General features: G+C 68.6%; 19 protein-coding genes. 9 read left to right on the top strand and 10 right to left on the bottom strand.

Annotated features, from left to right (window positions below):
- The 5 genes from glmU to ABTV68_RS14625 all read left to right on the top strand — a co-directional run bounded on the left by glmU (position 1) and on the right by ABTV68_RS14625 (position 5,482).
- Positions 1-1,470 carry a bifunctional UDP-N-acetylglucosamine diphosphorylase/glucosamine-1-phosphate N-acetyltransferase GlmU gene (gene glmU, locus ABTV68_RS14645; protein ID WP_433674444.1) on the top strand — a complete coding sequence of 490 codons (1,470 nt, stop codon included), beginning with the start codon at positions 1-3 and terminating at the stop codon, positions 1,468-1,470.
- Entirely contained in the window at positions 1,439-2,479 is a 1,041-nt protein-coding gene (locus ABTV68_RS14640; RefSeq protein ID WP_433674443.1) for a ribose-phosphate diphosphokinase, read from the top strand. Before glmU ends, ABTV68_RS14640 begins: the two co-directional genes overlap by 32 nt.
- A gap of 84 nt (positions 2,480-2,563) precedes the next feature.
- Positions 2,564-3,079 (top strand): FMN-binding protein, encoded by a 516-nt coding sequence (locus ABTV68_RS14635; protein ID WP_433674442.1) that lies wholly within the window; start codon positions 2,564-2,566, stop codon positions 3,077-3,079.
- Complete coding sequence (locus ABTV68_RS14630) at positions 3,076-3,936, top strand: FAD:protein FMN transferase (RefSeq protein ID WP_433674441.1); 861 nt, start codon at positions 3,076-3,078, stop codon at positions 3,934-3,936. The genes ABTV68_RS14635 and ABTV68_RS14630 overlap by 4 nt, the downstream gene beginning before the upstream one ends.
- A 16-nt stretch (positions 3,937-3,952) precedes the next feature.
- Positions 3,953-5,482, top strand: a complete 1,530-nt coding sequence (locus ABTV68_RS14625) for a ferredoxin--NADP reductase (protein WP_433674440.1) — start codon at positions 3,953-3,955, stop codon at positions 5,480-5,482.
- Between the two features lie 892 nt (positions 5,483-6,374).
- Here the strand turns inward: ABTV68_RS14625 and aspS are convergent.
- From aspS to ABTV68_RS14610, 3 genes are all read right to left on the bottom strand, one after another.
- Positions 6,375-8,165 (bottom strand): aspartate--tRNA ligase, encoded by a 1,791-nt coding sequence (gene aspS / locus ABTV68_RS14620; RefSeq protein WP_433674439.1) that lies wholly within the window; start codon positions 8,163-8,165, stop codon positions 6,375-6,377.
- A gap of 452 nt (positions 8,166-8,617) precedes the next feature.
- Positions 8,618-10,165 carry a sensor histidine kinase gene (locus ABTV68_RS14615; RefSeq protein WP_433674438.1) on the bottom strand — a complete coding sequence of 516 codons (1,548 nt, stop codon included), beginning with the start codon at positions 10,163-10,165 and terminating at the stop codon, positions 8,618-8,620.
- Positions 10,162-10,890, bottom strand: a complete 729-nt coding sequence (locus ABTV68_RS14610) for a response regulator transcription factor (protein WP_433674437.1) — start codon at positions 10,888-10,890, stop codon at positions 10,162-10,164. Before ABTV68_RS14610 ends, ABTV68_RS14615 begins: the two co-directional genes overlap by 4 nt.
- A 179-nt stretch (positions 10,891-11,069) precedes the next feature.
- Here ABTV68_RS14610 and ABTV68_RS14605 point away from each other — a divergent pair, with 179 nt between their 5' ends.
- The 3 genes from ABTV68_RS14605 (at position 11,070) to ABTV68_RS14595 (ending at position 14,400) form a co-directional block, all read left to right on the top strand.
- Positions 11,070-12,572 (top strand): ABC transporter permease, encoded by a 1,503-nt coding sequence (locus ABTV68_RS14605; RefSeq protein ID WP_433674436.1) that lies wholly within the window; start codon positions 11,070-11,072, stop codon positions 12,570-12,572.
- 24 nt (positions 12,573-12,596) lie between these two features.
- Positions 12,597-13,322: an ABC transporter ATP-binding protein gene (locus tag ABTV68_RS14600; RefSeq protein ID WP_433674435.1), complete on the top strand. Its 726-nt coding sequence runs from the start codon at positions 12,597-12,599 to the stop codon at positions 13,320-13,322.
- Positions 13,323-13,395: 73 nt separating this feature from the next.
- Positions 13,396-14,400, top strand: coding sequence for a magnesium and cobalt transport protein CorA (locus ABTV68_RS14595; protein ID WP_433674434.1), 1,005 nt, complete (start codon positions 13,396-13,398; stop codon positions 14,398-14,400).
- A 664-nt stretch (positions 14,401-15,064) separates the two neighbouring features.
- On the opposite strand, the gene ABTV68_RS14590 is transcribed toward ABTV68_RS14595, so the two are convergent.
- From ABTV68_RS14590 to ABTV68_RS14560, 7 genes are all read right to left on the bottom strand, one after another.
- On the bottom strand, positions 15,065-16,558 hold the full coding sequence (locus ABTV68_RS14590) for a hypothetical protein (protein WP_433674433.1): 1,494 nt from the start codon (positions 16,556-16,558) through the stop codon (positions 15,065-15,067).
- Positions 16,555-16,851, bottom strand: coding sequence for a hypothetical protein (locus ABTV68_RS14585; RefSeq protein ID WP_433674432.1), 297 nt, complete (start codon positions 16,849-16,851; stop codon positions 16,555-16,557). Before ABTV68_RS14585 ends, ABTV68_RS14590 begins: the two co-directional genes overlap by 4 nt.
- A complete protein-coding gene (locus tag ABTV68_RS14580) occupies positions 16,848-17,648 on the bottom strand; it encodes an ABC transporter ATP-binding protein (RefSeq protein WP_433674431.1) in 801 nt (266 codons plus the stop codon). Before ABTV68_RS14580 ends, ABTV68_RS14585 begins: the two co-directional genes overlap by 4 nt.
- Before the next feature lie 14 nt (positions 17,649-17,662).
- Positions 17,663-17,923 carry a hypothetical protein gene (locus ABTV68_RS14575; protein ID WP_433674430.1) on the bottom strand — a complete coding sequence of 87 codons (261 nt, stop codon included), beginning with the start codon at positions 17,921-17,923 and terminating at the stop codon, positions 17,663-17,665.
- 224 nt (positions 17,924-18,147) lie between these two features.
- Positions 18,148-19,551, bottom strand: coding sequence for an NADP-dependent phosphogluconate dehydrogenase (gene gndA, locus ABTV68_RS14570; RefSeq protein ID WP_433677621.1), 1,404 nt, complete (start codon positions 19,549-19,551; stop codon positions 18,148-18,150).
- A gap of 131 nt (positions 19,552-19,682) precedes the next feature.
- Entirely contained in the window at positions 19,683-21,083 is a 1,401-nt protein-coding gene (gene uxaC, locus ABTV68_RS14565; protein WP_433674429.1) for a glucuronate isomerase, read from the bottom strand.
- On the bottom strand, positions 21,080-22,132 hold the full coding sequence (locus tag ABTV68_RS14560) for a LacI family DNA-binding transcriptional regulator (protein ID WP_433674428.1): 1,053 nt from the start codon (positions 22,130-22,132) through the stop codon (positions 21,080-21,082). The genes uxaC and ABTV68_RS14560 overlap by 4 nt, the downstream gene beginning before the upstream one ends.
- Before the next feature lie 106 nt (positions 22,133-22,238).
- Here ABTV68_RS14560 and ABTV68_RS14555 point away from each other — a divergent pair, with 106 nt between their 5' ends.
- Positions 22,239-23,630 (top strand): sugar ABC transporter substrate-binding protein, encoded by a 1,392-nt coding sequence (locus ABTV68_RS14555; RefSeq protein WP_433674427.1) that lies wholly within the window; start codon positions 22,239-22,241, stop codon positions 23,628-23,630.

Raw genomic sequence — 23,630 nt, 5'->3', positions numbered from 1 at the left:
ATGTCGGAGAACAATCTCGCCATCGTCATCCTCGCGGCAGGGCAGGGGACGCGGATGCGCTCGCGGACGCCCAAGGTGCTCCACGAGATCGGCGGACGCTCCCTGCTGGCCCACGTCGTGGTCAACGCGGAGAAGCTCGCGGCGGAGCACGTCGAGGTAGTCGTGCGTCACGAGCGCGATCGCATCGTCGCCCACCTCGCCGACCTCTTCCCGAGCGTCACGGTTGTCGACCAGGACGAGATCCCGGGCACTGGCCGCGCGGTCGAGGTCGCCGTGGACGCTCTGCCCGCGGGCTTCGACGGTGATGTGCTCGTGCTCTCGGGGGATGTCCCGCTGCTTGAGGCCGACACCATGCGCGAACTCGTCGAGGCGCACCGCGCCACCCACGCCGCCGCCACGCTGCTGACGGCGATTCTCGATGACCCCACCGGCTACGGCCGCGTGATTCGTGACGTGGACGGTTCCGTGTCCCGCATCGTCGAGCAGAAGGACGCCTCCCCGGAGGAAGCCGCCGTCACCGAGACCAACGCCGGCGTCTACGTGTTCTCGGCCGCGGCCCTGCGACGCACCCTGCCGAGCATCGGCACCGACAACGCGCAGAACGAGAAGTACCTCACCAGCGTCATCGGCATGCTGCGGGAAGCGAACGAGCGCATCTCGGCGGAGGTCGCGGGCGACCCTCGCGTCACGTTCGGCGTGAACGACCGTGCGCAGCTGAGCGACGTCGCGCGCATCCTCAACGCGCGAATCGTGCGCCGCTGGCAGCGCGATGGCGTGACCATCATGGATCCGGCGACCACCTGGATCGACGATGAGGTCTCGCTGGCGCAGGACGTCACGATCCTGCCGAACACGTACCTGCTCGGTGCCACCTCCATCGCCGAGGGCGCCACCATCGGCCCCGACACCACGCTGGTCGACTGCGAGGTGGGCGAGGACGCCGTCGTCAAGCGCACCGATGCGACGCTCGCCGTCATCGGCGATCGCGCCACCGTGGGGCCGTGGTCGTACCTTCGTCCCGGTGCCACGCTCGCGGAAGACGGCAAGATCGGCACCTTCGTGGAGATCAAGAACTCGCAGATCGGTGCCGGATCGAAGGTGCCGCACCTGTCGTACGTGGGCGATACGACGATCGGCACCGGCGTCAACCTCGGCGCCGGCGCGATCACGGCCAACTACGACGACATCACCAAGCACCGCACGGTGATCGGCGATGAAGTCCACACCGGCTCGCACAACGTGTTCGTCGCGCCCGTTACGATTGGAGCAGGCGCGAAGACCGGAGCTGGGGCGGTCATCCGCAAGGATGTCCCCGCGGGCGCGCTGGCCCTGAGTGTCGCGCCGCAGCGCAACGTTGAGGGCTGGGTCGAGAAGAACAGGCAGGGCACCCGTGCCGCGGCGGCAGCCGAGGACGCCCGAAACGCACAGAAGGCTGCAGATGGCAGGCAAGGGCAAGAAGAAGACCGTTAATCTCGATCGCGAAAACGACATCGCGCCCGGTCTCGAGGTAAAGACCAAGAAGCGTCTGGTGGTCGTCTCCGGAAGCTCGCACCCCGAGCTCGCCGCGCAGGTCGCCACCCAGCTCGGCACGGAGCTGGCCCCAACCGAGCATCGCACCTTCGCGTCGGGTGAGCTCTACACGCGCTTCGAGGTCTCGGTGCGTGGCTGCGACGTCTTCGTGGTGCAGTCCTTCGAGGGCGCGGTCAACAAGCAGATCATGGAACTGTTGATCATGCTGGATGCCCTCAAGCGTGCTTCGGCCAAGCGCATCACCGTGGTCGCTCCGTACTACCCCTACTCGCGTCAGGACAAGAAGGGTCGCGGTCGCGAGCCGATCAGCGCCCGCCTCGTCTCCGACCTCATGGCCACCGCCGGTGCCGACCGCGTGATGTCGGTGGACCTGCACGCCGCCCAGATCCAGGGCTTCTTCGACGGTCCCGTCGACCACCTGTTCGCCAAGCCCGTGCTGCTGGACTACTTCGAGCGCACGCTGTCGGCAGCCGACCGCGACAAGCTCACCATTGTCTCGCCCGACATGGGTCGTGTGCGCGTGGCCGACACCTGGTCCGACAGCCTCAACGCGCCGCTCGCGATCATCCACAAGCGTCGCGACCCGAAGGTGGCCAACCAGGTCTCGGTGCACGAGATCGTCGGTTCGGTGGACGGCCGCGTCTGCCTGCTGGTGGACGACATGATCGACACCGGTGGCACCATCCAGAAGGCGGCCGAGGCTCTGAAGGCCAACGGTGCCGAGCGCGTCATCGTCGCGGCCACCCACGCGATCTTCTCCCACCCCGCCGTCGAGCGCCTGCAGAGTGAGGCGATCGACGAGGTCGTCGTCACCGACACCGTGCCGTTGCCCGCGGACAAGGTCTTCCCGGGACTGACCATCCTCCCGATCGCGCCGCTGCTCGCGCGCGCCATCCAGGAGGTCTTCGAAGACGGTTCCGTCACCAGCATGTTCGACGGCGCGGCCTGAGAAACACAGCAGACGCATAGGTCGTTCAGGGGGAGCGGAGTGCTCCGATCCCTAATCTGAGGGAGAAGACCTGAGGAGGACCCCATGGCCCGTACCCCGCTCCACCTGAACCGACCTGTCCGCACCGCCGCCACGCTGGCGTCGGTCGCCGGCATCGCGCTGCTCGCCGGCTGCTCCGCAGGCGCAGCCGAAGCCGACACGGCGACCACCAGCGACACGTCGACGAGTACCTCGACCACGACCGAGCCCACGGCGGCCGCGACCACTGACTCCGGGAACAGCGATTCCGCGACCGGTGCCTATGTCGCCGGAACCTACGAGGGCGACGGCAGCTACTCCAACCCGCGGGGAAACATCGAGAAGGTGCACGTCAGCATGACGATCACCGCCGATGGGACCATCGAGTCCGTCGACGTGACGGGAACCACCGACGGTGCCGAGAGCGCTCAGTACCAGGGCCTGTTCATCAGCGGCATCTCCGATGAGGTCGTGGGCAAGAAGATCGACGAGCTCAACGTCACCGTCGTCTCCGGATCGTCGCTGACCAGCGGCGGCTTCATGCAGGCGGTCGACGCCATCGAGGCGGAAGCCGCAGCATGAGCGCGGACGCGTCGTGGCGATTCGACGCGATCGGCACGACGTGGACCGTCCACACCGAGCAGGATGTCCCTGCGGAGTTGCGCGGTGACGTGCTGGGCCTGATCGACGCGTTCGATCGGGAGTGGTCGCGGTTCCGCGCAGATTCGCTGGTGTCGTCGCTGGCGAGCGGCGGACAAGCACCGGCTCCCGTCGACACGGCGGCGATGCTCGACGTGTATCGGGAACTCGCTGACGCGACCGACGACGCGGTGACACCGCTGATCGGTGGATCGCTGGAAGCGCTCGGGTACGGCGCGCGGCCCGTGGCGTCCGGTGCGCCTGCGCCGGCGCCGTCGTGGCGCGACACCCTGCGCTGGCACGACGACCTCGTCCTGTCCGCGCCCGCGGTGATCGACGTCGGTGCGCTCGGCAAGGGGCGCCTGGCGGACCGCGTGTTCGACCTCCTCCGTTCCCGGCTGTCGGGGGCTGTGGTGGTCGACGCGTCCGGCGACGTCCGTCTGGACTGCGCGGGCGAACCCGTGCGCATCGCGCTGGAGCATCCGTACGATCCCACTCGGGCGATCGGTGTCGCGTCCCTGACGACCGGCGCGGTGTGTGCCTCCGCGACCAACCGGCGCGCATGGGGTGACGGCCTTCATCACGTGCTGGACGGCCGAACCGGACTCCCCGTCGATGTCGTGGTGGCGACCTGGGCCTTCCTGCCGGACGCCATGCACGCCGACGCGCTTGCCACCGCGCTCTTCTTCGACGGCGGGCCGGAGCTGGCTCAGGCGTGGGGCGCACAGTGGATCCGCGTGCTCTCCGACGGGCGCGCCGAATACCAGCTCACCGACGCGAACATCGAACTCTTCCGCTGATCCTTCAGGAGCCCCCATGAGAGCACTCCTCGCCTCCGTCCGCACGCGGATCCTCGCGGTGCTGGGACGGGTCGGTATGTACCGCCTCGTCCTGCTCGCCCTGATCCTGCTCACGGCCATCGCCTTCGCGGTCTCCTTCACCGGCCGCGTGGTGGCGACCCCCGCCTCCCTGGCGCTGTCGGCGCTCGTGCTGCTGGTGTCGGTCGGTGTCGTCGATGTCATCGGTCATGCGATCATCCGTCGGCCGCTGCGGCTGGAATCCGGTGCCATCACCGCCCTGATCCTGCTGTTCGTGCTGTTTCCCACTACCGATCCGGCGGGGCTCGCGGTGCTCGCTCTGGCGGGCGCGGCGGCCAGTGCGTCAAAGTTCGTCCTCGCGCCGTGGGGGCGGCATCTGCTGAACCCGGCGGCGTTCGGTGCAGCCCTCGTCACCGTCACGGGACTCGGGTCGTCGATGTGGTGGGTCGGGACTCCGCAGTTGGCCATCGCGGTACTCGTGCTGGGGCTCATCGTCGTGTGGCGGGCGGAGAAGCTGCGCATCGCTCTGCTCTTCATCGTCGTGGCGATCGTGGTGGGGTCGGTCCGCGGCCTCATCACGGCCGCGCAGTTCGGGCTCGCACAGACGCCCAGTCAGATCATCTGGACCGCCGTGGCATCCTCGCCCGTCCTGTTCGCGGGGCTCTTCATGATCACGGAGCCGCTGACCCTGCCGTCTCGACGTCGCGATCAGATCATCGTGGCGGTCGTCGCGGGCGCGCTCGCCGGGTGGCCGTTCGCGCTCGGATCGTTCGTGATGTTCCCCGAAGTGGCGATCCTGGTCGGAAACCTGCTGGCTTTCGCCCTGGCGTTCCGCGCTCGTCGCGGCGTGCGGCTCACCTTTGCCTCCCGACGACGCGTCACGCCGTCCATCGAGGAGGTCGTGCTGCACCCGAGCACACCGATCTCCTTCGTTCCGGGTCAGTACCTGGAGTTGGAGGTGCCGCATCGTCGTTCGGACGCGCGCGGCACGCGGCGGGAGTTCAGCATCGTCTCCCTGCCGGGGGAGGACGTGCGCATCGCGTACCGCGTTCCGGACGGTCGGCAGTCGTCGTTCAAGCGGACGCTGGGCGCTCTCGATGCGGGAGCACGCGTCGCGACCACGGGCGTGCACGGTGACTTCACGCTGCCCGCAGGTGATACACCCGTGCTGCTCGTGGCGGCGGGCATCGGCGTCACCCCCTTCGTGTCGCAGCTGCGCAGTGAGCCTCGGCGCGATGCGGTGCTGCTGTACGTGGTTTCATCGGTCAGCGAGCTCGCCTATGCGGAGGAGCTCGCGGCGACAGGTGCGCGGGTGATCGTGGTGGCGCGCGATGCGTCGACAGGCACGGTTCCGGCGGGGTGGGAGACGGTGACCGAACGGCTCACCGCGGCGTCTCTGCCGGCGTTGGTCAGCGACCTGGGCTTGCGCCACGCGATGATCTCGGGTCCGCCGCGGCTGATCGCGGAGCTGGCGCCGGCGCTCTCGGACGCTCGCTCCGTCCGCACCGACGCCTTCGCCGGGTACTGAATTCCGTCCGCCTCCGATCCCCGAGCCGCGTGTGCAACCCTTCCCGCCGTCGTCGAGTGGCGTGAGGGTAGGAGCGTGCCGTCTGCGTAGGGCCAAGTGCTCGTGACGATCCTCACCTGACGTCATTGTCCTACTTCGGTGCCGTGCGTGCCGTGCCGTGCCGTGCGGTGCCTGGTGCGTGGCTGGGGCGGTGCGGGCTGAGCGTGGTGTGGCGTGCGTCGTGAGGGTAGGGGATTGTCGTCGGCGTAGGGCCGAGTGGTGGTGACGGGCCTCATCTGGCGCCATTGTCCTATTTCGGTGCCGTGCATGGTGCCAAGCGCCGCGCGCGCAGGCCTGGTCGGTGTGGTCGGAGCAGCGTGGGTCGCGCGTCGTGAGGGTAGGGGATTGTCGTCGGCGTAGGGCCGAGTGGTGGTGACAGGCCTCATCCGGCGTCATTGTCCTATTTCGGTGTCCTGCGGTGGCAAGCGCCGCGCGCAGGCCTGGTCGGTGTGGTCGGAGCAGCGTGGGTCGCGCGTCGTGAAGGTAGGAGAGTGCAGTCTGCCAAGGGCCCGGTGCTCACGAGCGCCCTCGCTTGGCGTCGTCGTCCTACTTTGGTGTCGTGCCTGGTGCCGGACACCGGGTGCGTGGCCTGGGTGGTGCCGGCGCGCGGCGTGCGTCGTGAACGTAGGGGATTGTCGTCCGCGTAGGGCCGAGTGCGGGTGACGGGCCTCACCTGAGGTCATTGTCCTATCTCGGTGGCACCGGCCTCCGACGGCCGACAGGCGTCGGCGCGTGAGGCGTCCAGCGGCGATGACCGTGGTGGCTGGATGCAGCCGGCCCCACCGCCGCGCAGCGCCCGTGCACGACGAAGGCCGGGCCCCTGAGGGACCCGGCCTTCGTCGTGACTGCGGAATCAGGCTTCGGCTGCGGCCTTGTCGGCCTTCGCCTCGTCCGGCTTGGCGTCGACGCCAGCTTCCTTGCGCTGCAGCTCGGTGATCGGGGCCGGGGCAGCGGTCAGCGGGTCGTAGCCGCCGCCGGTCTTCGGGAACGCGATGACCTCGCGGATCGAGTCCTCACCGGCCAGCAGCGAAACCACGCGGTCCCAGCCGAACGCGATGCCGCCGTGCGGGGGAGCGCCGTACTTGAAACCTTCGAGCAGGAAGCCGAACTGCTCGGTGGCCTGTTGCTCGGTCACGCCCATGATCGTGAAGACACGCTCCTGCAGCTCGCGGTCGTGGATACGGATAGATCCACCGCCGATCTCGTTGCCGTTGCACACGATGTCGTATGCGTACGCGAGCGCGGAACCCGGGTCGGTGTCGAAGGTGTCGTAGAACTCCGGCTTGGGAGAGGTGAACGCGTGGTGCACCGCCGTCCAGGAGCCGGCACCGACGGCCACGTCACCGGAGGCGACAGCGTCAGCGGCGGGCTCGAACATCGGCGCGTCGACGACCCACACGAACGCCCAGTCGCCGTCCTTGATGAGGCCGGTGCGGTGACCGATCTCGACACGGGCGGCACCGAGGAGCGCGCGGGTGGGCTTCGCCTCGCCCGCACCGAAGAAGATGCAGTCACCGGGGGCGGCACCGACGGCCTCGACGATGTTCGCCGACTCCCACTCGGTGAGGTTCTTCGCGACGGGGCCCGTGAGCGTTCCGTCCTCCTGGACCAGCACGTACGCGAGGCCCTTGCCGCCGCGCTGCTTGGCCCACTCCTGCCAGCCGTCCAGCTGACGACGTGCCTGGGATGCGCCGCCGGGCATCACGACGGCGCCGACGTACGGCGACTGGAAGACGCGGAACTCGGTGTCCTTGAAGAAGTCCTTGAGCTCCACGAGAGGCAGACCGAAGCGCAGGTCGGGCTTGTCCGAACCGTAGAGGCGCATCGCCTCGTGGTACGTGATGCGCTCGATCGGGGTGTCGATGGAGACGCCGATGAGCGCCCACAGGCGCTTCACGATCTCCTCGCCCAGCGCGATGATGTCGTCCTGCTCCACGAACGAGGCCTCGATGTCCAGCTGCGTGAACTCCGGCTGGCGGTCGGCGCGGAAGTCCTCGTCGCGGTAGCAGCGGGCGAGCTGGAAGTACTTCTCCACGCCGCCCACCTGCAGCAGCTGCTTGAACAGCTGCGGCGACTGCGGCAGCGCGTACCACTTGCCCGGAGCCAGTCGCGCCGGCACGATGAAGTCGCGCGCGCCCTCGGGCGTCGAGCGGGTCATCGTGGGGGTCTCGACCTCAAGGAAGCCGTTCTCGTAGAGGAAGTCGCGAGCGACGCGGTTCGCCTCGGAGCGCAGGCGCAGGTTGGCGGCCGGCTTCGCGCGGCGCAGGTCGATGTAGCGGTGCTTGAGGCGGGTCTCCTCGCCGATCTCCGCGTGGTCGTCCAGCTGGAACGGCAGCGGAGCGGACGTGTTGAGCACCGTCAGCTCGTCGGCGCTGATCTCGATCTCGCCCGTGGGCAGATCGGCGTTCTCGTTGCCCTCGGGGCGACGAGACACGGTTCCGGTGACGGAGATGACGAACTCATTGCGCAGCGGCGAGAACACCGACTCGTCGTGGACCACGATCTGGGCGATGCCCGAACGATCGCGCAGATCCAGGAAGGCGACTCCGCCGTGATCGCGGCGACGGGCAACCCAACCCGCAAGGGTGACGGTCTGTCCGATGTGCTCAGCGCGGAGGGTTCCCGCGTCATGCGTGCGCAGCACGATTGTCCTTTCTCTGCGGCGCGGTGTCCCCGCGCCCCCTCGATCCTACCGGCCCCCGTGCGCCCGCCTCCGCGGGCAGTGCGCCGTGGCGCCGGTGCGCCGCAGTGCCGATGCGCCGCAGCGCCGGTGCCCCCCGCGCGACGGGTCCGCCGCCGCAAGGGGGCCGCTGCCCAATCCGCCCCGCCACCCATCGCGAAACTTCCGTCTGTGGGCGACAAACGTCGCGTTGCGGTGATTCTCACCCACAGACGGAAGTCTCGCGGGATCCACCGGCGCCGAATCGGGGCCGCGAGAGAGCGATCGCGAACGCATCGTGGCGGATCGAATCCATCGCGGGGACGGCACGCGGGATTGGCGGGGGGCGGTGGAGCGTTGCCGACACAGGGGACGGCGGAGCGTTGCTAACGCAGGGGCCGGTGGAGCGTTGCTGACGCGGGGGACGGTGGCGCGGGTCAGTCGGCGAGCGAAGCCGGAGGAGCGACGCTGGTGCCGGTGACGGGAACCAGCGGCAGACGCAGCGTGAACGTGGTGTCGCCCGGCTCACTCGCGACCGACAGCGAACCATGATGCGCATCGGCGATGGCTCGGGCGATCGACAGCCCCAACCCGGTGCCGCCGGTCTTGCGTGCGCGGGAGCGGTCGGCCCGGGCGAAGCGCTCGAACAGCTCATCGCGCACCGCCGGATCGATACCGGGGCCGTTGTCGTGCACGGTGATCACCGCCTCATGTCCCTCGCGGCGCAGGCCGAGTGCGACGGCCGTGCCCTCCGGCGTGTGCGTTCGCGCATTTGCCAGGAGGTTGGTGATGACCTGGGCGATGCGTCCCGCGTCGCCCCTCACCATCACCGACTCCCCTTCCACGTCGACGCTCCAGACGTGATCGCGGCCGGCGGCTCGGGCATCCGAGACGGCATCGATCACCAGCGGCGTGAGGTCCACCTCACCGACGACGAGCTCCTGACCCTCGTCGAGTCGGGCCAGCAGGAGCAGGTCCTCGACGAGGGTGGTCATCCGCACCGACTGCGCTTGGATCCGCTCCAGCGCCGCCGTGGTCGTCTCGGGATTCTCGGCTGAGCGCAGCGACAGCTCCGAGTAGCCGCGGATGGAGGCGAGCGGGGTACGCAGCTCGTGGCTGGCGTCGGCGACGAACCGTCGCATCAGCTCCTCATTGCGTGCACGGGCCTGGAGCGACGCGTCGACGTGGTCGAGCATCGTGTTCAGCGCGGCACCCACGCGGCCGACCTCCGTGTGATCGTCGACGGATTCCGGGGCCACGCGATCGGTGATCGCGACGCGACCCTCGTCCAGCTTCAGATGGGCCACCTGCTCGGCGGTGGCCACCACCTCGCGCAGCGGCCGCAGCCCGGAGCGGATCACGAGCACGGTGGCGAGAGCGAGGATGATGAGCCCGCCGATCGTGACGATCGCCACGGCCCACAGCAGGATCGTGACCTGCTCGTCGACGCTGGAGACCGATAGGCCGATGAGACCGCTGACCTGTGCGCTGGGGATGAGGATCGCGGTGACGCGATAGCTGCCCCCACCGTCGATGTGGACGTCGACGGTGCTGCGTGGCTGCGGGCGATCCGAGGACATCAGGCGAGCGACGGCATCGCGGATACCGCTGGTGACGGCCTCAGGATCCAGCGTGGTGATGCTCTCCTCGCCGACCACGGCACCGTTGTACGAGGATCCGTCGGGGTCGGGAAGGATCAGGAGGGTGCCCGGTTGGGCGTGCACGCCGGCGAGAATCTGGGCGGGGTCGGTGTATCCCTGGAAGATCGCGCTGGCGATCTGGCCGGAGGTGCGATCCGAGGTGCTCTTCACCCGGTCGCTGAGCTGCTGGTCGAGCGTGGCGCGGAGCACGACACTGACGACGATGGCGACGAGGATGAGCAGCACCGAGACGATGCTCAGCACGGTGGCCATCAGCCTCGTCTGGAGAGTCCAGTGCCGACGCGGCGCCGTGGCCCGCGGCTGTGCCGCGTCGGTCGTGCTCACTGCGGTGCCTTGACCATGTAGCCCACGCCGCGAACGGTGTGGATGAGGGGTTCCTTGCCCGCGTCGATCTTCTTGCGCAGGTAGGAGATGTACAGCTCCACCACGCTGGAGCGGCCGCCGAAGTCGTAGTTCCACACGCGATCGAGGATCTGCGCCTTGGAGACGACGCGGCGCTGGTTGCGCATCAGGAAGCGCAGCAGCTCGAACTCCGTCGCCGTCAGCTCGATCTCGTCGTCGCCGCGCATGACCTCGTGGCTGTCCTCGTTGAGAGAAAGATCCGCCACGCGGAGGATCGGTTCGGCCTCGGCAGACAGCGCGGTGCCGGCGCGACGCATCAGCGCCCGGAGCCGCGCGACCACCTCTTCGAGGCTGAACGGCTTGGTGACGTAGTCGTCGCCGCCCGCGGTGAGACCCGCGACGCGATCGCCGACCGCGTCCTTCGCGGTGAGGAACAGCACCGGCACCTCGTTGCCGGACTGGCGCAGGCGCTGCAGCACGCCCATGCCGTCGAGGTCCGGCATCATGATGTCGAGCACCATGGCGTCCGGGGTGAAATCGCGAGCGAGCGTGAGTGCCTCGAGGCCGGATGCGGCCGTCTTGACGTCCCAACCCTCCATGCGAAGCGCCATGGAGAGCAGGTCGGTGAGCATCTGTTCGTCGTCGACGACGGCGACGCGGACCGGTGAGCCGTCGGGCCGGGTGAGTGCGGAAGTCGTGTGTGCCATGTGGGTATTCTGCGCGCCAACCTATGCGATTCCTGTGGAGCAGCCTATGTCCTCGCTGTGAGTGGGACGAACGACATCCATAGGTCTCTCATAACGGGCGCTGGCGGAACGCATGAGAGGGATCCCTAGCGTCGAAGGGCGCCGGATCACAGCAGGCGCAGAAGCAGAGATGGAGAACGATGTACTTCACGTACCTGCGCCGCGAACTCAGTGGGCGCAAGAAGCAGAGCGTCATCGTCGCGATCGGACTCGCCGTCGCGATCGCGCTGGTGATGGTCGTCAATGCCCTGTCTGGAGGCGTGAGCCAAGCACAGGCGCAGGCGCTGTCCAGCGTCTACGGCGTGGGCACCGACCTCACGGTCACGGGTGCCGCCGCGCAGCCCGGCGAGGGCCAGCGCGGACAGCGGTTCGACTTCGGTTCCGGCGCGGGGGAGACGGCTGACGGAACCACCTCCCTCAGCTCGTCACGACTGATGACGGACATGATGCGGGGGACGCTCGACGCGTCCACCGTCACGACGGTCGCGGACACTGACGGAGTGGCCGCAGCGACCGGCACCCTGAGCCTCACCAACACCACGTTCAGCGGTGAGCTTCCCGACTTCTCGCAGATGCAGCAGAACCAGGGCGACGGCACCACCGGCGGCGATGCCGGCGCGGGTCAGGCGCCCCAGGGTGGAACGCCGCCGCAGGGTGGTCCGGACGGCGCCGGCGGCAGCAGCTTCGGTGTCGACAGCTTCAGCGTCCTCGGTGTGGACCCTGCGGCGACGACCGTGGGCCCGCTGTCCTCCGTGACCCTGTTCGATGGCCGACTGCTCACCACGGACGACAATGACGCGAACGTCGCCGTGGTCGATGCCACCTACGCGACGTCGAACGAGATCACCGTCGGCAGCACGATCGATGTCGGCGGCACCGACGTCGAGGTCGTCGGCATCGTCGCCTCGGGTTCCTCGGAGGCCGAGACGGCCGCCGACGTCTTTCTGCCGCTCACCACCGCTCAGACTCTCTCCGAAGCCGGCGACGTGGTCTCCACCGTCTACGTGCAGGCAGCCTCTGCGAGCGAGATCAGCACGGTGCAGACCGCGCTCGCGGCCGCACTCCCGGACGCCACCGTCAACTCCCAGTCCGACCTCGCGGAGACGGTGAGCGGATCGCTCTCCAGCGCGACGTCGCTCATCACCAACCTCGGTCTCTGGCTGTCGATCCTGGTCCTCGCCGTCGCGCTGCTGCTGGCGGTCCTGCTGACCGTGAGCGGCGTCACCCGCCGCACGCGTGAGTTCGGCACGTTGAAGGCCATCGGCTGGTCCGATGCTCGCGTGGTGTCGCAGGTCGCGGGCGAATCCCTGGTGCAGGGTCTGATCGGCGGGGCGATCGGCATCGTTCTCGGCCTGGCAGCCATCATCACGATCAACGTGATCTCGCCCACGATCTCCTCCGCACCGGCGACCACGACCGGCATGGGCGGCCCCGGCGGCCAGGGCGGCTTCCCCGGTGGCGGGGGCGGATTTCCGGGTGCCGCGCAGACGGCCTCGGAGATCACGCTGTCCGCACCGATCACGCTGTGGGTGATTCTCGCGGCCGTGGGTGTCGCCGTCCTCGGCGGCCTGGTCGCCGGAGTCTTCGGCGGATGGCGTGCCGCCCGTCTCAGCCCGTCCGAGGCGCTCCGCGCCGTCAACTGACCGTCACTTCTTCAGGAGCACATCATGACCATGACCCAGACCACCACCTCGGACACCGCGGTCGAGCTTCCGCGCCCGATGTTCCGCCTCACCGATGTGAGCCGGACTTACCGTCAGAAGGAGCGCGAGATCACGGCGCTGCGCAGCACGAATCTGGAGATCGCCGCGGGGGAGTTCGTCACCATCCAGGGGCCGACCGGAGGCGGCAAGTCCACCTTCCTGCAGATCCTGGGAGCGCTGGATCGTCCGACCACCGGCGAGGTGCGCATCGGAGAAGCGGAGGTCGCTCGCGCCAACAATCGACGACTGACCGAGGTGCGGGCCCAGGAGATCGGCTTCGTGTTTCAAGCCTTCAATCTGATCCCCACCCTCACCGCCCACGAGAACGTCGACATGGCGCTCGAGCCCCTGCACCTGCCGTCGGCGGAGCGCGAGCAGCGGGTGCGCGAGGCACTGGAGCATGTGGGTCTCGCCGAGCGGGCGGATCACCGGCCGAGCGAACTGTCCGGCGGTCAGCAGCAGCGTGTGGCCATCGCGCGGGCGATCGTGAAAAGCCCGCGCGTGCTGCTGGCCGACGAGCCCACGGGGAACCTTGACGAGAGCATGCGTGACGAGATCCTCGACGTGCTGCAGCGCCTGCACGGCGACGGGCTCACCCTCGTGGTCGTGACGCACGACTCCGCCGTCGCCCGCCGCGCCACGCGGCGGCTGCGGCTGGAGAACGGCGTGGTGCGCGACATCACGCGCTGAATCGAAGGGTGGGGGCGCCGGCGGGCACCCCCACCCTTCGATTCGCTCCGTCGAGGGCGCGTAGGGTGTGCCCATGCTCGACGTGCAGACCTACATTGACGGTGTGGCCCAGGCCGCGGACGACTACGCTGACGCCCTTGCGGCTGCCAGCGCGGGCAAGGGGGTCGTCTGGGCCGATCTGCTCCTCGATGACGAGGATGCGCTGACGGACGTCGCCTCCGCCCTCGGATGGCACGAGGTGATTCCTGCGACCCTGCGACAGGCGCATAAACGGGCGAAGCTGGAGCACACCAAGTCGGCCACCGTGCTCGTCCTGCTGCCGGCGCGATACCTGGACGACACCGAAGAGGTGGAACTGTCCAGCCTGGCCATCGTCATCGGCCCCGCCAGCGTGGTGACTCTTCGCGGTGCGGACTGGGTGGACGTCAGCGCCGCCCGGGACTTCCTCGCCGCCCATCCCGTTGCCGCCGGCGCGGGGCCCTACGGGATCACGTGGGGAATCTGCGAGACGGTGCTCGCGGGCAGCGCTCCGGTGATCGAGGGCGTGGAGCAGGACATCGACGAGATCGAGGAGCAGTTGTTCGCGGCGGACGCGACCGATGTTTCGCGGCGCATCTTCGCGCTGCAGCGCGAACTCATCCGCCTGCAGCACGCTTCGTCTCCCGTCCCCGAGATGCTCGACGATCTCGGGGACTCCGTGCCGGAGGAGGCGGCGTTCCTGCGCTCGGCCTTCCGGTCGTCGTCGGATCACGCGCAGCACGCGCATGGTCGGGTGGTGGGGTTCCGGCAGACCCTCGACAACGCGCTGTCGGTTCATGCGACGCTCGTGGGCGAGCAGAGCAACGTCGAGATGGCGAAGATGACGGAGTTCTCCATCCGGCAGAACGATCAGGTGAAGAAGATCTCATCGTGGGCCGCCATCGGGTTCGCCCCGTCGCTCATCGCCGGCATCTACGGCATGAACTTCCACACGATGCCGGAGCTCGCCTTCCCGTGGGGATATCCGGCGGCGCTCCTGCTCATGGTGGGCGTCGGCGCCGGGCTCTATGCGGTCTTCAAGCGTCACGATTGGCTCTGATCTGCGCCCGGCGCGCATCGCGGAACGCAGCGCGGCACCATCGCCGACGGGGATGAGGAGCGCGGCGGCATGAGCGAGCGCCACCATCACGGCGAAGGCGACGAGGAGCGGAGCGAGCGCGACGGCCGGCAGGAGCATCACGGCGACCACCATCGGCGCTGCGGCCCCGGCGGCCACGATCGCCACGTCACGGGCGCTGCCTCCGCTGGGTCGCACGAGACGGCAGGACAGACCGCGGACGACGAGGATCCCCGGCGTATCGCGGGGGAGGAGAATGCGCAACGCGGCGACGTGTCCTGCCTCGTGGATCAGCACAGAGCCGAGGCACACCAGAGCCACCGTTCCCAGGGCGAGCAATGCGGTGGCCGAGGTGAGGCTCCCGACCACCGCGGCTGTGACGGCGAGCACCAGCAGCGGTGCCATACCGGACGCATTGTGCGCCATCGACGCCAGCACGGCTTGAGCGCAGCCTGCGGGAAGCGGGCGGGCGGCGGCATGCCACCAGGGCGGCAGCCGGAGCCACCACGAACCGAACCTCACTCGGATGACAGTCGAGACAAGCCCCAGATCTCTCGCGAGCGCAGTCTCGTCGGGGAAGCGGACTCCCCAACCCGCATGGACCAGCTGTCCATCGACGTGTTGCACTCCGGCGGTCAGGACGTGGTCACGACGCACGCAGCTCATGGATCCCCCGGCCGCGGTCCGCGAGCAACACATACCCTCCGGCGAACAGGGCGATGGCGGCGAGCGTGAGGCCGAGCTCCGCACCGGGGAGGACATCGGTGGACACCCAGGTGATGCCCAGTGAGACCAGGAGGTACATCACGGCCAGAACGAACCCGCCGGCGGTGGCCGACAGCGGCTGCTGCTCGCTGTAGGGAACCAGTGAGCCGGCCACCAGCGCAGCCACGGTTGCGAGAAGGCACCGCAGTGCAGTGGTCGCGATGTTCTCGAGCGGCAACAGGCCCGCCGCTGCCGCGATGATCGTGAGCGGCACGGCCAGCAGGGCCGGCACTGCGAGGGAGGCGACCAGCCGTGCGCCGAGGTGGGCCCCCGCTCCCGCCCCTGCGGCACGGGCGATCCATCCGAACGGGGCGGTGCGTCCCACCGCGTAGAGAGCGAGCATGAACGGCAGCACCACGATCGCGGCGGACAGTGACGGCGCGAGCATCGCCACGACAGGGTGCCGCGCAGCGGCCCAGAGCCCCGCCATCGCAACCGGTGCGAGCAGGGTTACTGTCAGAAACTGCGGGCTGCGCATGGCGATGAGCGATTCCGTCCAGACATGTCCCCAGAACGGCGTCAGCATCGGCGGCCGGGTGCCACGGGGCAGTGCCGGGCGCTTCGATGCCGCGGCGACCGTCCGGGTGCGCGATGCTGCCCACATCAGCCCGCCGGCGGCGACGACCCACAGTGCGGGAAGCACAGCATCGAAGAAAGCGAATCCGTCGGCGAGGCTCGCGAAGGCACGATGCGGAAGGAGATCCAGTGGGTCTCGCAGGGTTCGATCCGCTGGCTGCGTGGCGAAGATGTCGGGAATGGAGGCGGCCATCGCGGCACCCAGGGTGAGGGCACCCGCGATCGCGATGCTGTACTGATGGGGCAGTCGCAGGGCGCCCGCTGCGCTGTACAGCAGCGCCATGAGGGCGGTGGAGAGCACCAGGGCGGTGACGAGCATCACTCCGTACAGCGCTATCGCGGCCACTCGCATGGCGGGCTCAGGGTTGAGTCGGACGAGCACGAGTCCGCCGCTGGTCGAGAGCGCAACGGTGTAGGCCAGACTGATGGCGAACGTGGGGATCAGCTGACCGAGCCTCGCCTGCGCCCTGCTCACGGGCAGCAGATCCATCAGATTCTGCAGCGCTGTTCGCGGTGGGGCGGAAGCTCCCACGGCCACGGCGATCGCGGCTGCCGTGATGGTGCCGCCGCCGAACGAGCTGCGAAGCATCGAGGTGCGCAGCTCTGGCGGCACATCGCTGACCACCTGGCCGGCGGCGATCAGGGCGAGCATTGCGCCGAGGGCGGCGGCCAGAACTCCGGAGATGGTGACTCCGATGATCACCTGACGCGTCGACGAGTGCGTCACACGGGCCACGTCGCGGAGCCACAGCGTGAGGGTGGCTCGAGCCACCGCTCCGGTCGCGGTGCGCGCGCTCATGGCGCTTCCGGTGTCCGTCGTGCTCGCCGCAGTACTGCAGCGGCGCTCAGCGCCGTGTACAGCGCCGCGATGACGAGTGCGGCGATGAGCATCCCGGCGAAATTCGGATCGATGTTGATGGCCGCGGCACCGTTCTCGGTGGTGGTCCAAGCGTCGATAATTCCTGGGAGCACCACTCGGGTGTTGCCGACGAAGGCGGCCACCAGGCAGGCGGCCACCGCGATGAACACGCTGCTGAACCCGATGACGACACCGGCGATGGCGTGCGAGATGATGCGGAGGGCGGTGCTCATCTGCTGGTCTCTTTCTGTCGGAAGGCGATGGACATCGCCGCGGCACGTTGGGTCGCGGTCTCGGCTCGTCCGGTGGCCGCCATGAACACGTTCTCCAATGTCACCGCACCCGTGTGCGCGCGGATCAACTGTTGTGGAGAACCGGCGGCGACGGTCTGGCCTGTGGAGAGGATCGTGACCCGATCACAGTCGCGCTCGGCGCGGAGCATGTCGTGCGTGGCGATCAGGACGGCACGGCCGGACGCGGCGAAGGCGGTGATCAGGGTGCGCAGCGTGGCGGAGGCCTCGGGATCCAGGCCGCGGAAAGGCTCGTCCAGGATCAGAAGGTCCGGATCGTGCATGGTGGCGGCGATGAGCTGGACCTTCCGCTGCATGCCGTGCGAGTACTCCGCCACCGGCCGATCGAGGGCCTCGTCCAGCCCGAGCAGTTCGGCGAACTCCGCGGCTCGGTCCCGGTCGTCGCGGCCACGGAGCGCATCGTGGAACGTCAGAAACTCGCGACCCGTGAGGGATTCCGGGAGGGGAAGGTCATCCGGTGCGAAGCCGAAGCTGTGCCGACTGCGCTTGTCGGCGACGCCGATGCCGCCGATCGTGACAGATCCGGTATCGGCCGCGATGAGTCCGGTGATGACGTGGAGGCAGGTGGTCTTGCCGGATCCGTTCGGACCGAGCAGACCGTGGATCTCACCGGCGGCGACCTCGAGGGAGAAGTCGACGAGCACCGGCGCACGCCGATAGCTCTTGCCGATGCTTCGCACGTGCAGGATCGGGTCGGATCGCGTTTCCGCTGCCACCACGTCATCACCTCGCATCAGTTCGCGCAGTACAGTTTCCAGACCCCGCCGGTGGTCCAGCTGGGCATGCTGAGCGCCGGCCAGCCGCCCTGCCAACGGCAGTAGGCGAACCACGCGGCCATGAGCCCCATCAGGATGACGACGGCGATGGCGATGATGATCAGCCAGACGGCGCGGTCCTGGCGGACGGTGAGGTAGCGGTGCACCCTCATCTCGCCCCCGACGATCGCCTCCAGCATCGCTGTGGAAATTCGGTCATTCACATCCGCTGTGGACATGGCTATCTCCCTTGATAGGTGTTTCCGTGGATGCGTGGGATGGGGTGTCAGGAACATTAGCAAGGCCTCGTATATATGGCACGAGTTCCCGCATGAGGGTGTTCTCACGCGGATATCGAGTACGCGAAAAACCCAAACAAGTCCGAGAAACCCTGCGGTGCAGGGTTTCTCGGACTTGCTTGGGTTTCTCGGACTCGCCGGGGTCCTGTCGTGGCGGGGCCGGGTCAGTGCGTGTCTTCGGCCTCGACCTCGGAGCGATCGGCGGACCACAGAGTGTGGAAGGTGCCGGGCTTGTCGGTGCGGCGGTAGGTGTGCGCGCCGAAGAAGTCGCGCTGGCCCTGGATCAGGGCCGCCGGCAGGCGCTCGGCGCGCAGGCCGTCGTAGTAGGCCAGGGAGGAGGAGAACGCCGGCGCCGGGATGCCGGACTGGGTTGCCGCCACCACGACACGGCGCCAGGCCGCCTGAGCGCGCTCCAGGGCCTCCACGAAGTACGGCGCCGTCATCAGAACCGGCAGGTCCTCACCCGAGCGGTACGCGTCGGTGATCCGGTTCAGGAACTGCGCGCGGATGATGCAGCCGCCGCGCCAGATCTTGGCGATCTCGCCCAGGTCGATGTTCCAGTCGTACTCGGCGGCACCCGCGCGGATCTCGTCGAACCCCTGCGAGTACGCCACGATCTTCGAGGCGTACAGCGCCAGGCGGACGTCCTCGATGAACGCGGCGTCGTCATCGATGGTCAGCGGCTCTGCCGAGCTCGGCAGCACGCCCGCGACGTCGCGCTGCTCGCGGTGCGAGGACAGGGAGCGCGCGAAGGTCGCCTCCGCGATGCCCGAAACCGGGGTGCCGAGGTTCAGTGCGGTCTGCACCGTCCAGGCACCGGTGCCCTTGGCGCCGGCCTCGTCCACGATCACATCGACGAGCGGCTGCCCGGTGGCGGCGTCGACCTGGCGCAGCACCTCGGCCGTGATCTCGATCAGGTAGCTCTCCAGCTCACCCGTGTTCCACTCCGCGAACACGTCGGCGATCTCCGCCGGGGTCTTGCCGGTGCCGCGACGAATCAGGTCGTAGGCCTCGGCGATGAGCTGCATGTCGGCGTACTCGATGCCGTTGTGCACCATCTTCACGAAGTGGCCCGCGCCGTCGTGCCCCACGTGCGTGACGCACGGCTCGCCCTCGGCGACCGCCGCGATGGAGCGGAGGATCGGGCCCAGGGTGATCCAGGACTCGTCGGAGCCGCCCGGCATGAGGGACGGGCCCTTGAGAGCGCCTTCTTCGCCGCCGGAGACGCCCATGCCCACGAAGTGCACGCCGGTCTCACGGACCGCATGCTCGCGACGGATCGTGTCGGTGAACAGCGCGTTGCCACCGTCGATGATGATGTCGCCCGGCTCGAACACCTCCAGCAGCGACTCGATCACCGCGTCGGTGGGGCGGCCCGCCTTGACCATGATGATCGCGGTGCGCGGGGTCTGCAGGGACGCGGCGAACTCGGCGTAGTCCTTCGCCGGGATGAAACCGGCCTCCGGGTGCGTCTCGATGAGGTCGGCGGTCTTCTCGTAGCTGCGGTTGAACACGGCGACCGTGTTCCCCTCGCGGCTGGCGAGGTTTCGCGCGAGGTTCGATCCCATGACGGCCAGGCCGACGACGCCGATGTTGGCACGAGGAGTGGTTTCAGGCACGCAATTGCTCCAGACGTGAAAGGTGGATTTTCAGGCTACCGCGCCCGCCGGTGCGGGCCGGGTGATGTGACGCCCGCCCGTCACAGGCGGAAGGTGGTGCGCGGGATGTCGTCCACCAGTCGGCGCGCCACGGAGAAGGCGGTCTCCTCGTCCAGTCGGTGCTCCACGACGAGCTCGGCGAGATACCGCGAATCCACGCGACGCGACATGTCGTGACGTGCGGGGATCGAGCAGAAAGCCCGGGTGTCGTCGATGAAACCGCTGGTCTTGGTGAAGCCGGCGCTGTCGGTGATGGCTCGGCGATAGCGCAGGATCGCGTCGGGGGTGTCGATGAACCACCACGGTGCGCCCGCATACACGCTCGGATAGAACCCCGCGAGCGGAGCGATCTCCCGACTGAACGAGGTCTCATCCACCGTGAACAGCACCAGGCGGAACGTCTCCGATGTGCCGAAGTCACGCAGAATCGGCGTCAGCGGTCGGGTGTACGACGCCACGTCGGGCAGGTCATGTCCGGTGTCGGGCCCGAAGCGGCGCAACGTGGGTTCGTGGTGGTTGCGGATCACGCTCGGGTGCAGCTGCATGACCAGGCCGTCCTCGGCCGCCATCTCCGCGAGGCGGTAGAGCATGCTGCGTCGGTACGCGACACCCTCGGCCGCCGTTGCCTCACCCCGCAGCGCGGCAGCGTGGATGCGCTCGGCTTCGGCGTCGGTGAGCGGCTCGGATCCGGCATCGGCGACCCCGGTGTCTGTGGCCGTTCCACCCGCGGCGCGGAAGGCCTCGCGTCGCGCGCGCAGGGCCGCGAGAAGTCCGGCGTGGGTGTCGCACGCGATCCCCGCGCTCGCGGCCAGTCGGTCCAGCGACGCAGGCCAATCCGCAGCGGTCGGCGTCATGTAGCGATCGGCCCGGAATGTCGGCAGCACACGGCCGGCGAATGTCGGGTCGGCGGCGAGTCGGGCGTGCGCTTCGAGATCGTCCGCGGGGTCATCCGTGGTGGCCAGCACCTCGATGTTGAACCGGGAGAACAGCGCGCGCGGACGGTACGCGTCGGTTTGCAGCAGCGCGTCGATGTGGTCGTACAGCTCGTCGGCGTTCGCCGCGGAGGGGTGCTGGTCGATGCCGAAGACATCGGCGAACGTGCTCTCGAACCAGAAGCGCACGGGCGTTGCCAGGAAGACGTCCCAGTTCGCGCAGAACGCTCGCCATACCTCGCGGGGGTCGGCGGGGGCAGGGCCGCGACCCAGCGCGTCGAGGGAGACGCCGGTGGCGTGCAGGAGTCGAAGCACGTAGTGATCGGGGGTGATCAACAGGGTCGCGGGATCGGGGAAGGGGTTGTTGTCGGCCAGGAGCGCCGCATCCACGTGTCCGTGCGGCGAGAGGATCGGCGCCGCCTGGACCGACTCATAGAGCCTGCGAGCGAGATCTCGGGTGGCGACGTCCGCGGGGAAGAGGCGGTCGGGGTGCGGGGACAGCGTTGTCATGACGCTCCAGACGGGGTGGGTTGTTCGGTCGGGGTGTAGGGGCCGGTGGAGGAACGGATGGTGAGGTGCGTGGCCAGCAGGACGCCGGTGCGTGCCGGGGCCTGCGGGGCGGTGGGGGAGATCATCTCCATGAGCATCGACACGGCGACGCGACCGGCCCGTTCGATCGGAGCGGTGAGAGTCGTGAGCGGCGGGGAGCAGAAATCCGCACCGAAGATGTCGTCGCATCCCACGATGCTCATGTCTTCCGGCACACGAACGCCGCGCTCGGCGAATCGGGACAGCATGCCGATGGCGAGGAGGTCGTTGAACGCCACGCACGCCGTCGCCCCGGTGTTCAGCGCGGCGTCGGCGGCAGCCCCTCCGAACCGGGTGCGGGGCTCGAAAGGACCGATGCGGATGGTCTCGATCCCCAGTCGTTCCCCGCTGGCACGCACCGCACGCCAGCGGATGTCGCTGGCCCAGCTGTTCGTCGGGCCAGCGGCGTAGCAGATGCGTCGATGTCCGAGGGAGACCAGGTGCTCGATGGACTGCTCGAATCCGCGCGGAGTGTCGATGAACACCGACGGGACGCCGGCGGTGGGGCGGTTGATCACGACCAGCGGGATCTCTGCCGCGAACTCGGCCAGTCGGGCGTCCGACAGACGCGGCGCGGCCAGGATCGCGCCGTCGAACGAGCCGCGCATCCGCATGAGCGTGCTCTCCTCGATGCCGGGGTCCTCCTCCGTGTGCACCAGCAGCTGCGAGTAGCCCGCGGTGCGCAGCTCGTGCTGGGTGCCGCGGATGATCCCGAAGTAGAAGGGGTTGGTGACATCCGACACCAGGACGGCGACCGCGCTGGTCCGTCCCGAGGCGAGGGCGCGTCCGGAGGGGCTGGGGGTGTAGTTCAGCTCTTCGGCGATCCGGATGATCCGTTCGCGTGTTTCCGGGTTGCCGCGCCCGGGCGTTGCGAGCGCGCGAGACACGGTGGAGGCGTTGACTCCGGCGGCCGCGGCAACGTCGGCGAGAGTCGCGCGCGGGCCTCGCTGACCGGCGGATTCGGTGGGCATGCGAACACATAACCACACGGTGGCAAAGTTTGGCAAGCGCTTGCGGCATGCTTGCCATGTTCGTACTGTGATGGCACAGCACTCGCACACTCAAGGGAGAGTTCCGATGAAAGAACGGCATGTTCTGCGGCACACCGTGACCGGTATCGCCGGTCTCGCGATCGCTTCGCTCGCGCTCACCGGCTGCAGCGGATCCAGCGATCCGAACACGTCCGGAAGCGGGGACGCCGCCTCGTCCGGCACCACGAAGATCGACGGCACCGGCAAGACCCTCAACGTCCTGGTCGGCGCGAATGGTCTGTACCCGGAGGAGCAGAAGGCGTGGTTCGAATCCGTCAGCGCCAAGTTCGAAGAGGCGACCGGTGCGAAGGTTGCCTTCGAGACCTTTGCCTCCGCGAACGACGAGCTGACGAAGATCCAGACCTCCGTCCTCAGCGGTCAGGGGCCGGACATCTACGGCCTCGGCACCACCTTCACGCCGACCGCGTTCTCGACCGGCGCCTTCGTCACGCTCGGCGACGCCGAATGGGAGAAGCTGGGCGGTCGCGACAAGTTCGTGGAATCGCTTTTGGGCATCTCCGGTCCGAGCGAGTCCGAGGAGGTGGGCATCCCGTTCGCCAGCCGCCCGTTCGTGATGGCCTACAACACCGAGCTGCTGAAGGCGGCCGGCATCACCGAACCGCCGACCACGTGGGATGACCTCACCGCGGACGCGAAGAAGCTCACCGGAAACGGCGTCTACGGCCTGGCCGTGGGATACGCCGACGGCTACGACCCGTGGAAGTTCATCTGGGGGATGGCCGAGCAGGCGGGCAACCCGATCCTGGACCTGAAGGACAAGAAGGCCACGATCGATGACCCGGCCGTGGCCGCGGCCTACGAGACCTACTTCGGCTGGTACAGCGACGGCTCCGTGGATCCGGCGTCGATCGGATGGAAGAACTCCAACGCCGTCGCCGCGTTCGCGGACGGCAAGGCGGCATTCCTCCCGATGGTCTCGGCCAGCTCGAAGGTGGCACTGGACGCCTCGGCGGTGAAGGACAGCTACGCCTACGCGGTGCTGCCCACGGTTCCGCCCGGGGAGTCGGCACGTCCCGCCGACGGCGTCGAGGCCGCGAGCATCCTGTCTGGTGACAACTGGGTGGTGGCCAACTACTCCCAGAACCAGGATCTGGCGTTCGAGCTGATCCGCATCCTCACGGAGCCGGACGCCCAGCTGGAGTACTTCGCCACCTTCGGCGAGATGCCCACCACGGTTGCTGCGGCCGAGCAGGTGCAGAAGGACAACCCGAGCCTGGCACCCCTGCTGGACGCCGCGGCGAAGTCCGTCGGCACCCCGTTCACCGGTGCATGGGGTGACACCCAGCTCGCGCTGACCAACGTCGTGGTGCAGGCCCTTCCGAAGCTGCAGTCCGGCAGCGTGTCCGACGCGGACATCGACGCCGCGCTCGCCGATGCGAACTCGGCGGCGCAGTCCTCGCTGGACAAGGCCAAGTGA

This window comes from Microbacterium gorillae, assembly GCF_050990725.1.
Taxonomy (GTDB): domain Bacteria; phylum Actinomycetota; class Actinomycetes; order Actinomycetales; family Microbacteriaceae; genus Microbacterium; species Microbacterium gorillae_A.
The sequence above is the reverse complement of the archived record's forward strand: the minus strand, read 5'-3'. Positions and strand labels throughout refer to the sequence as shown.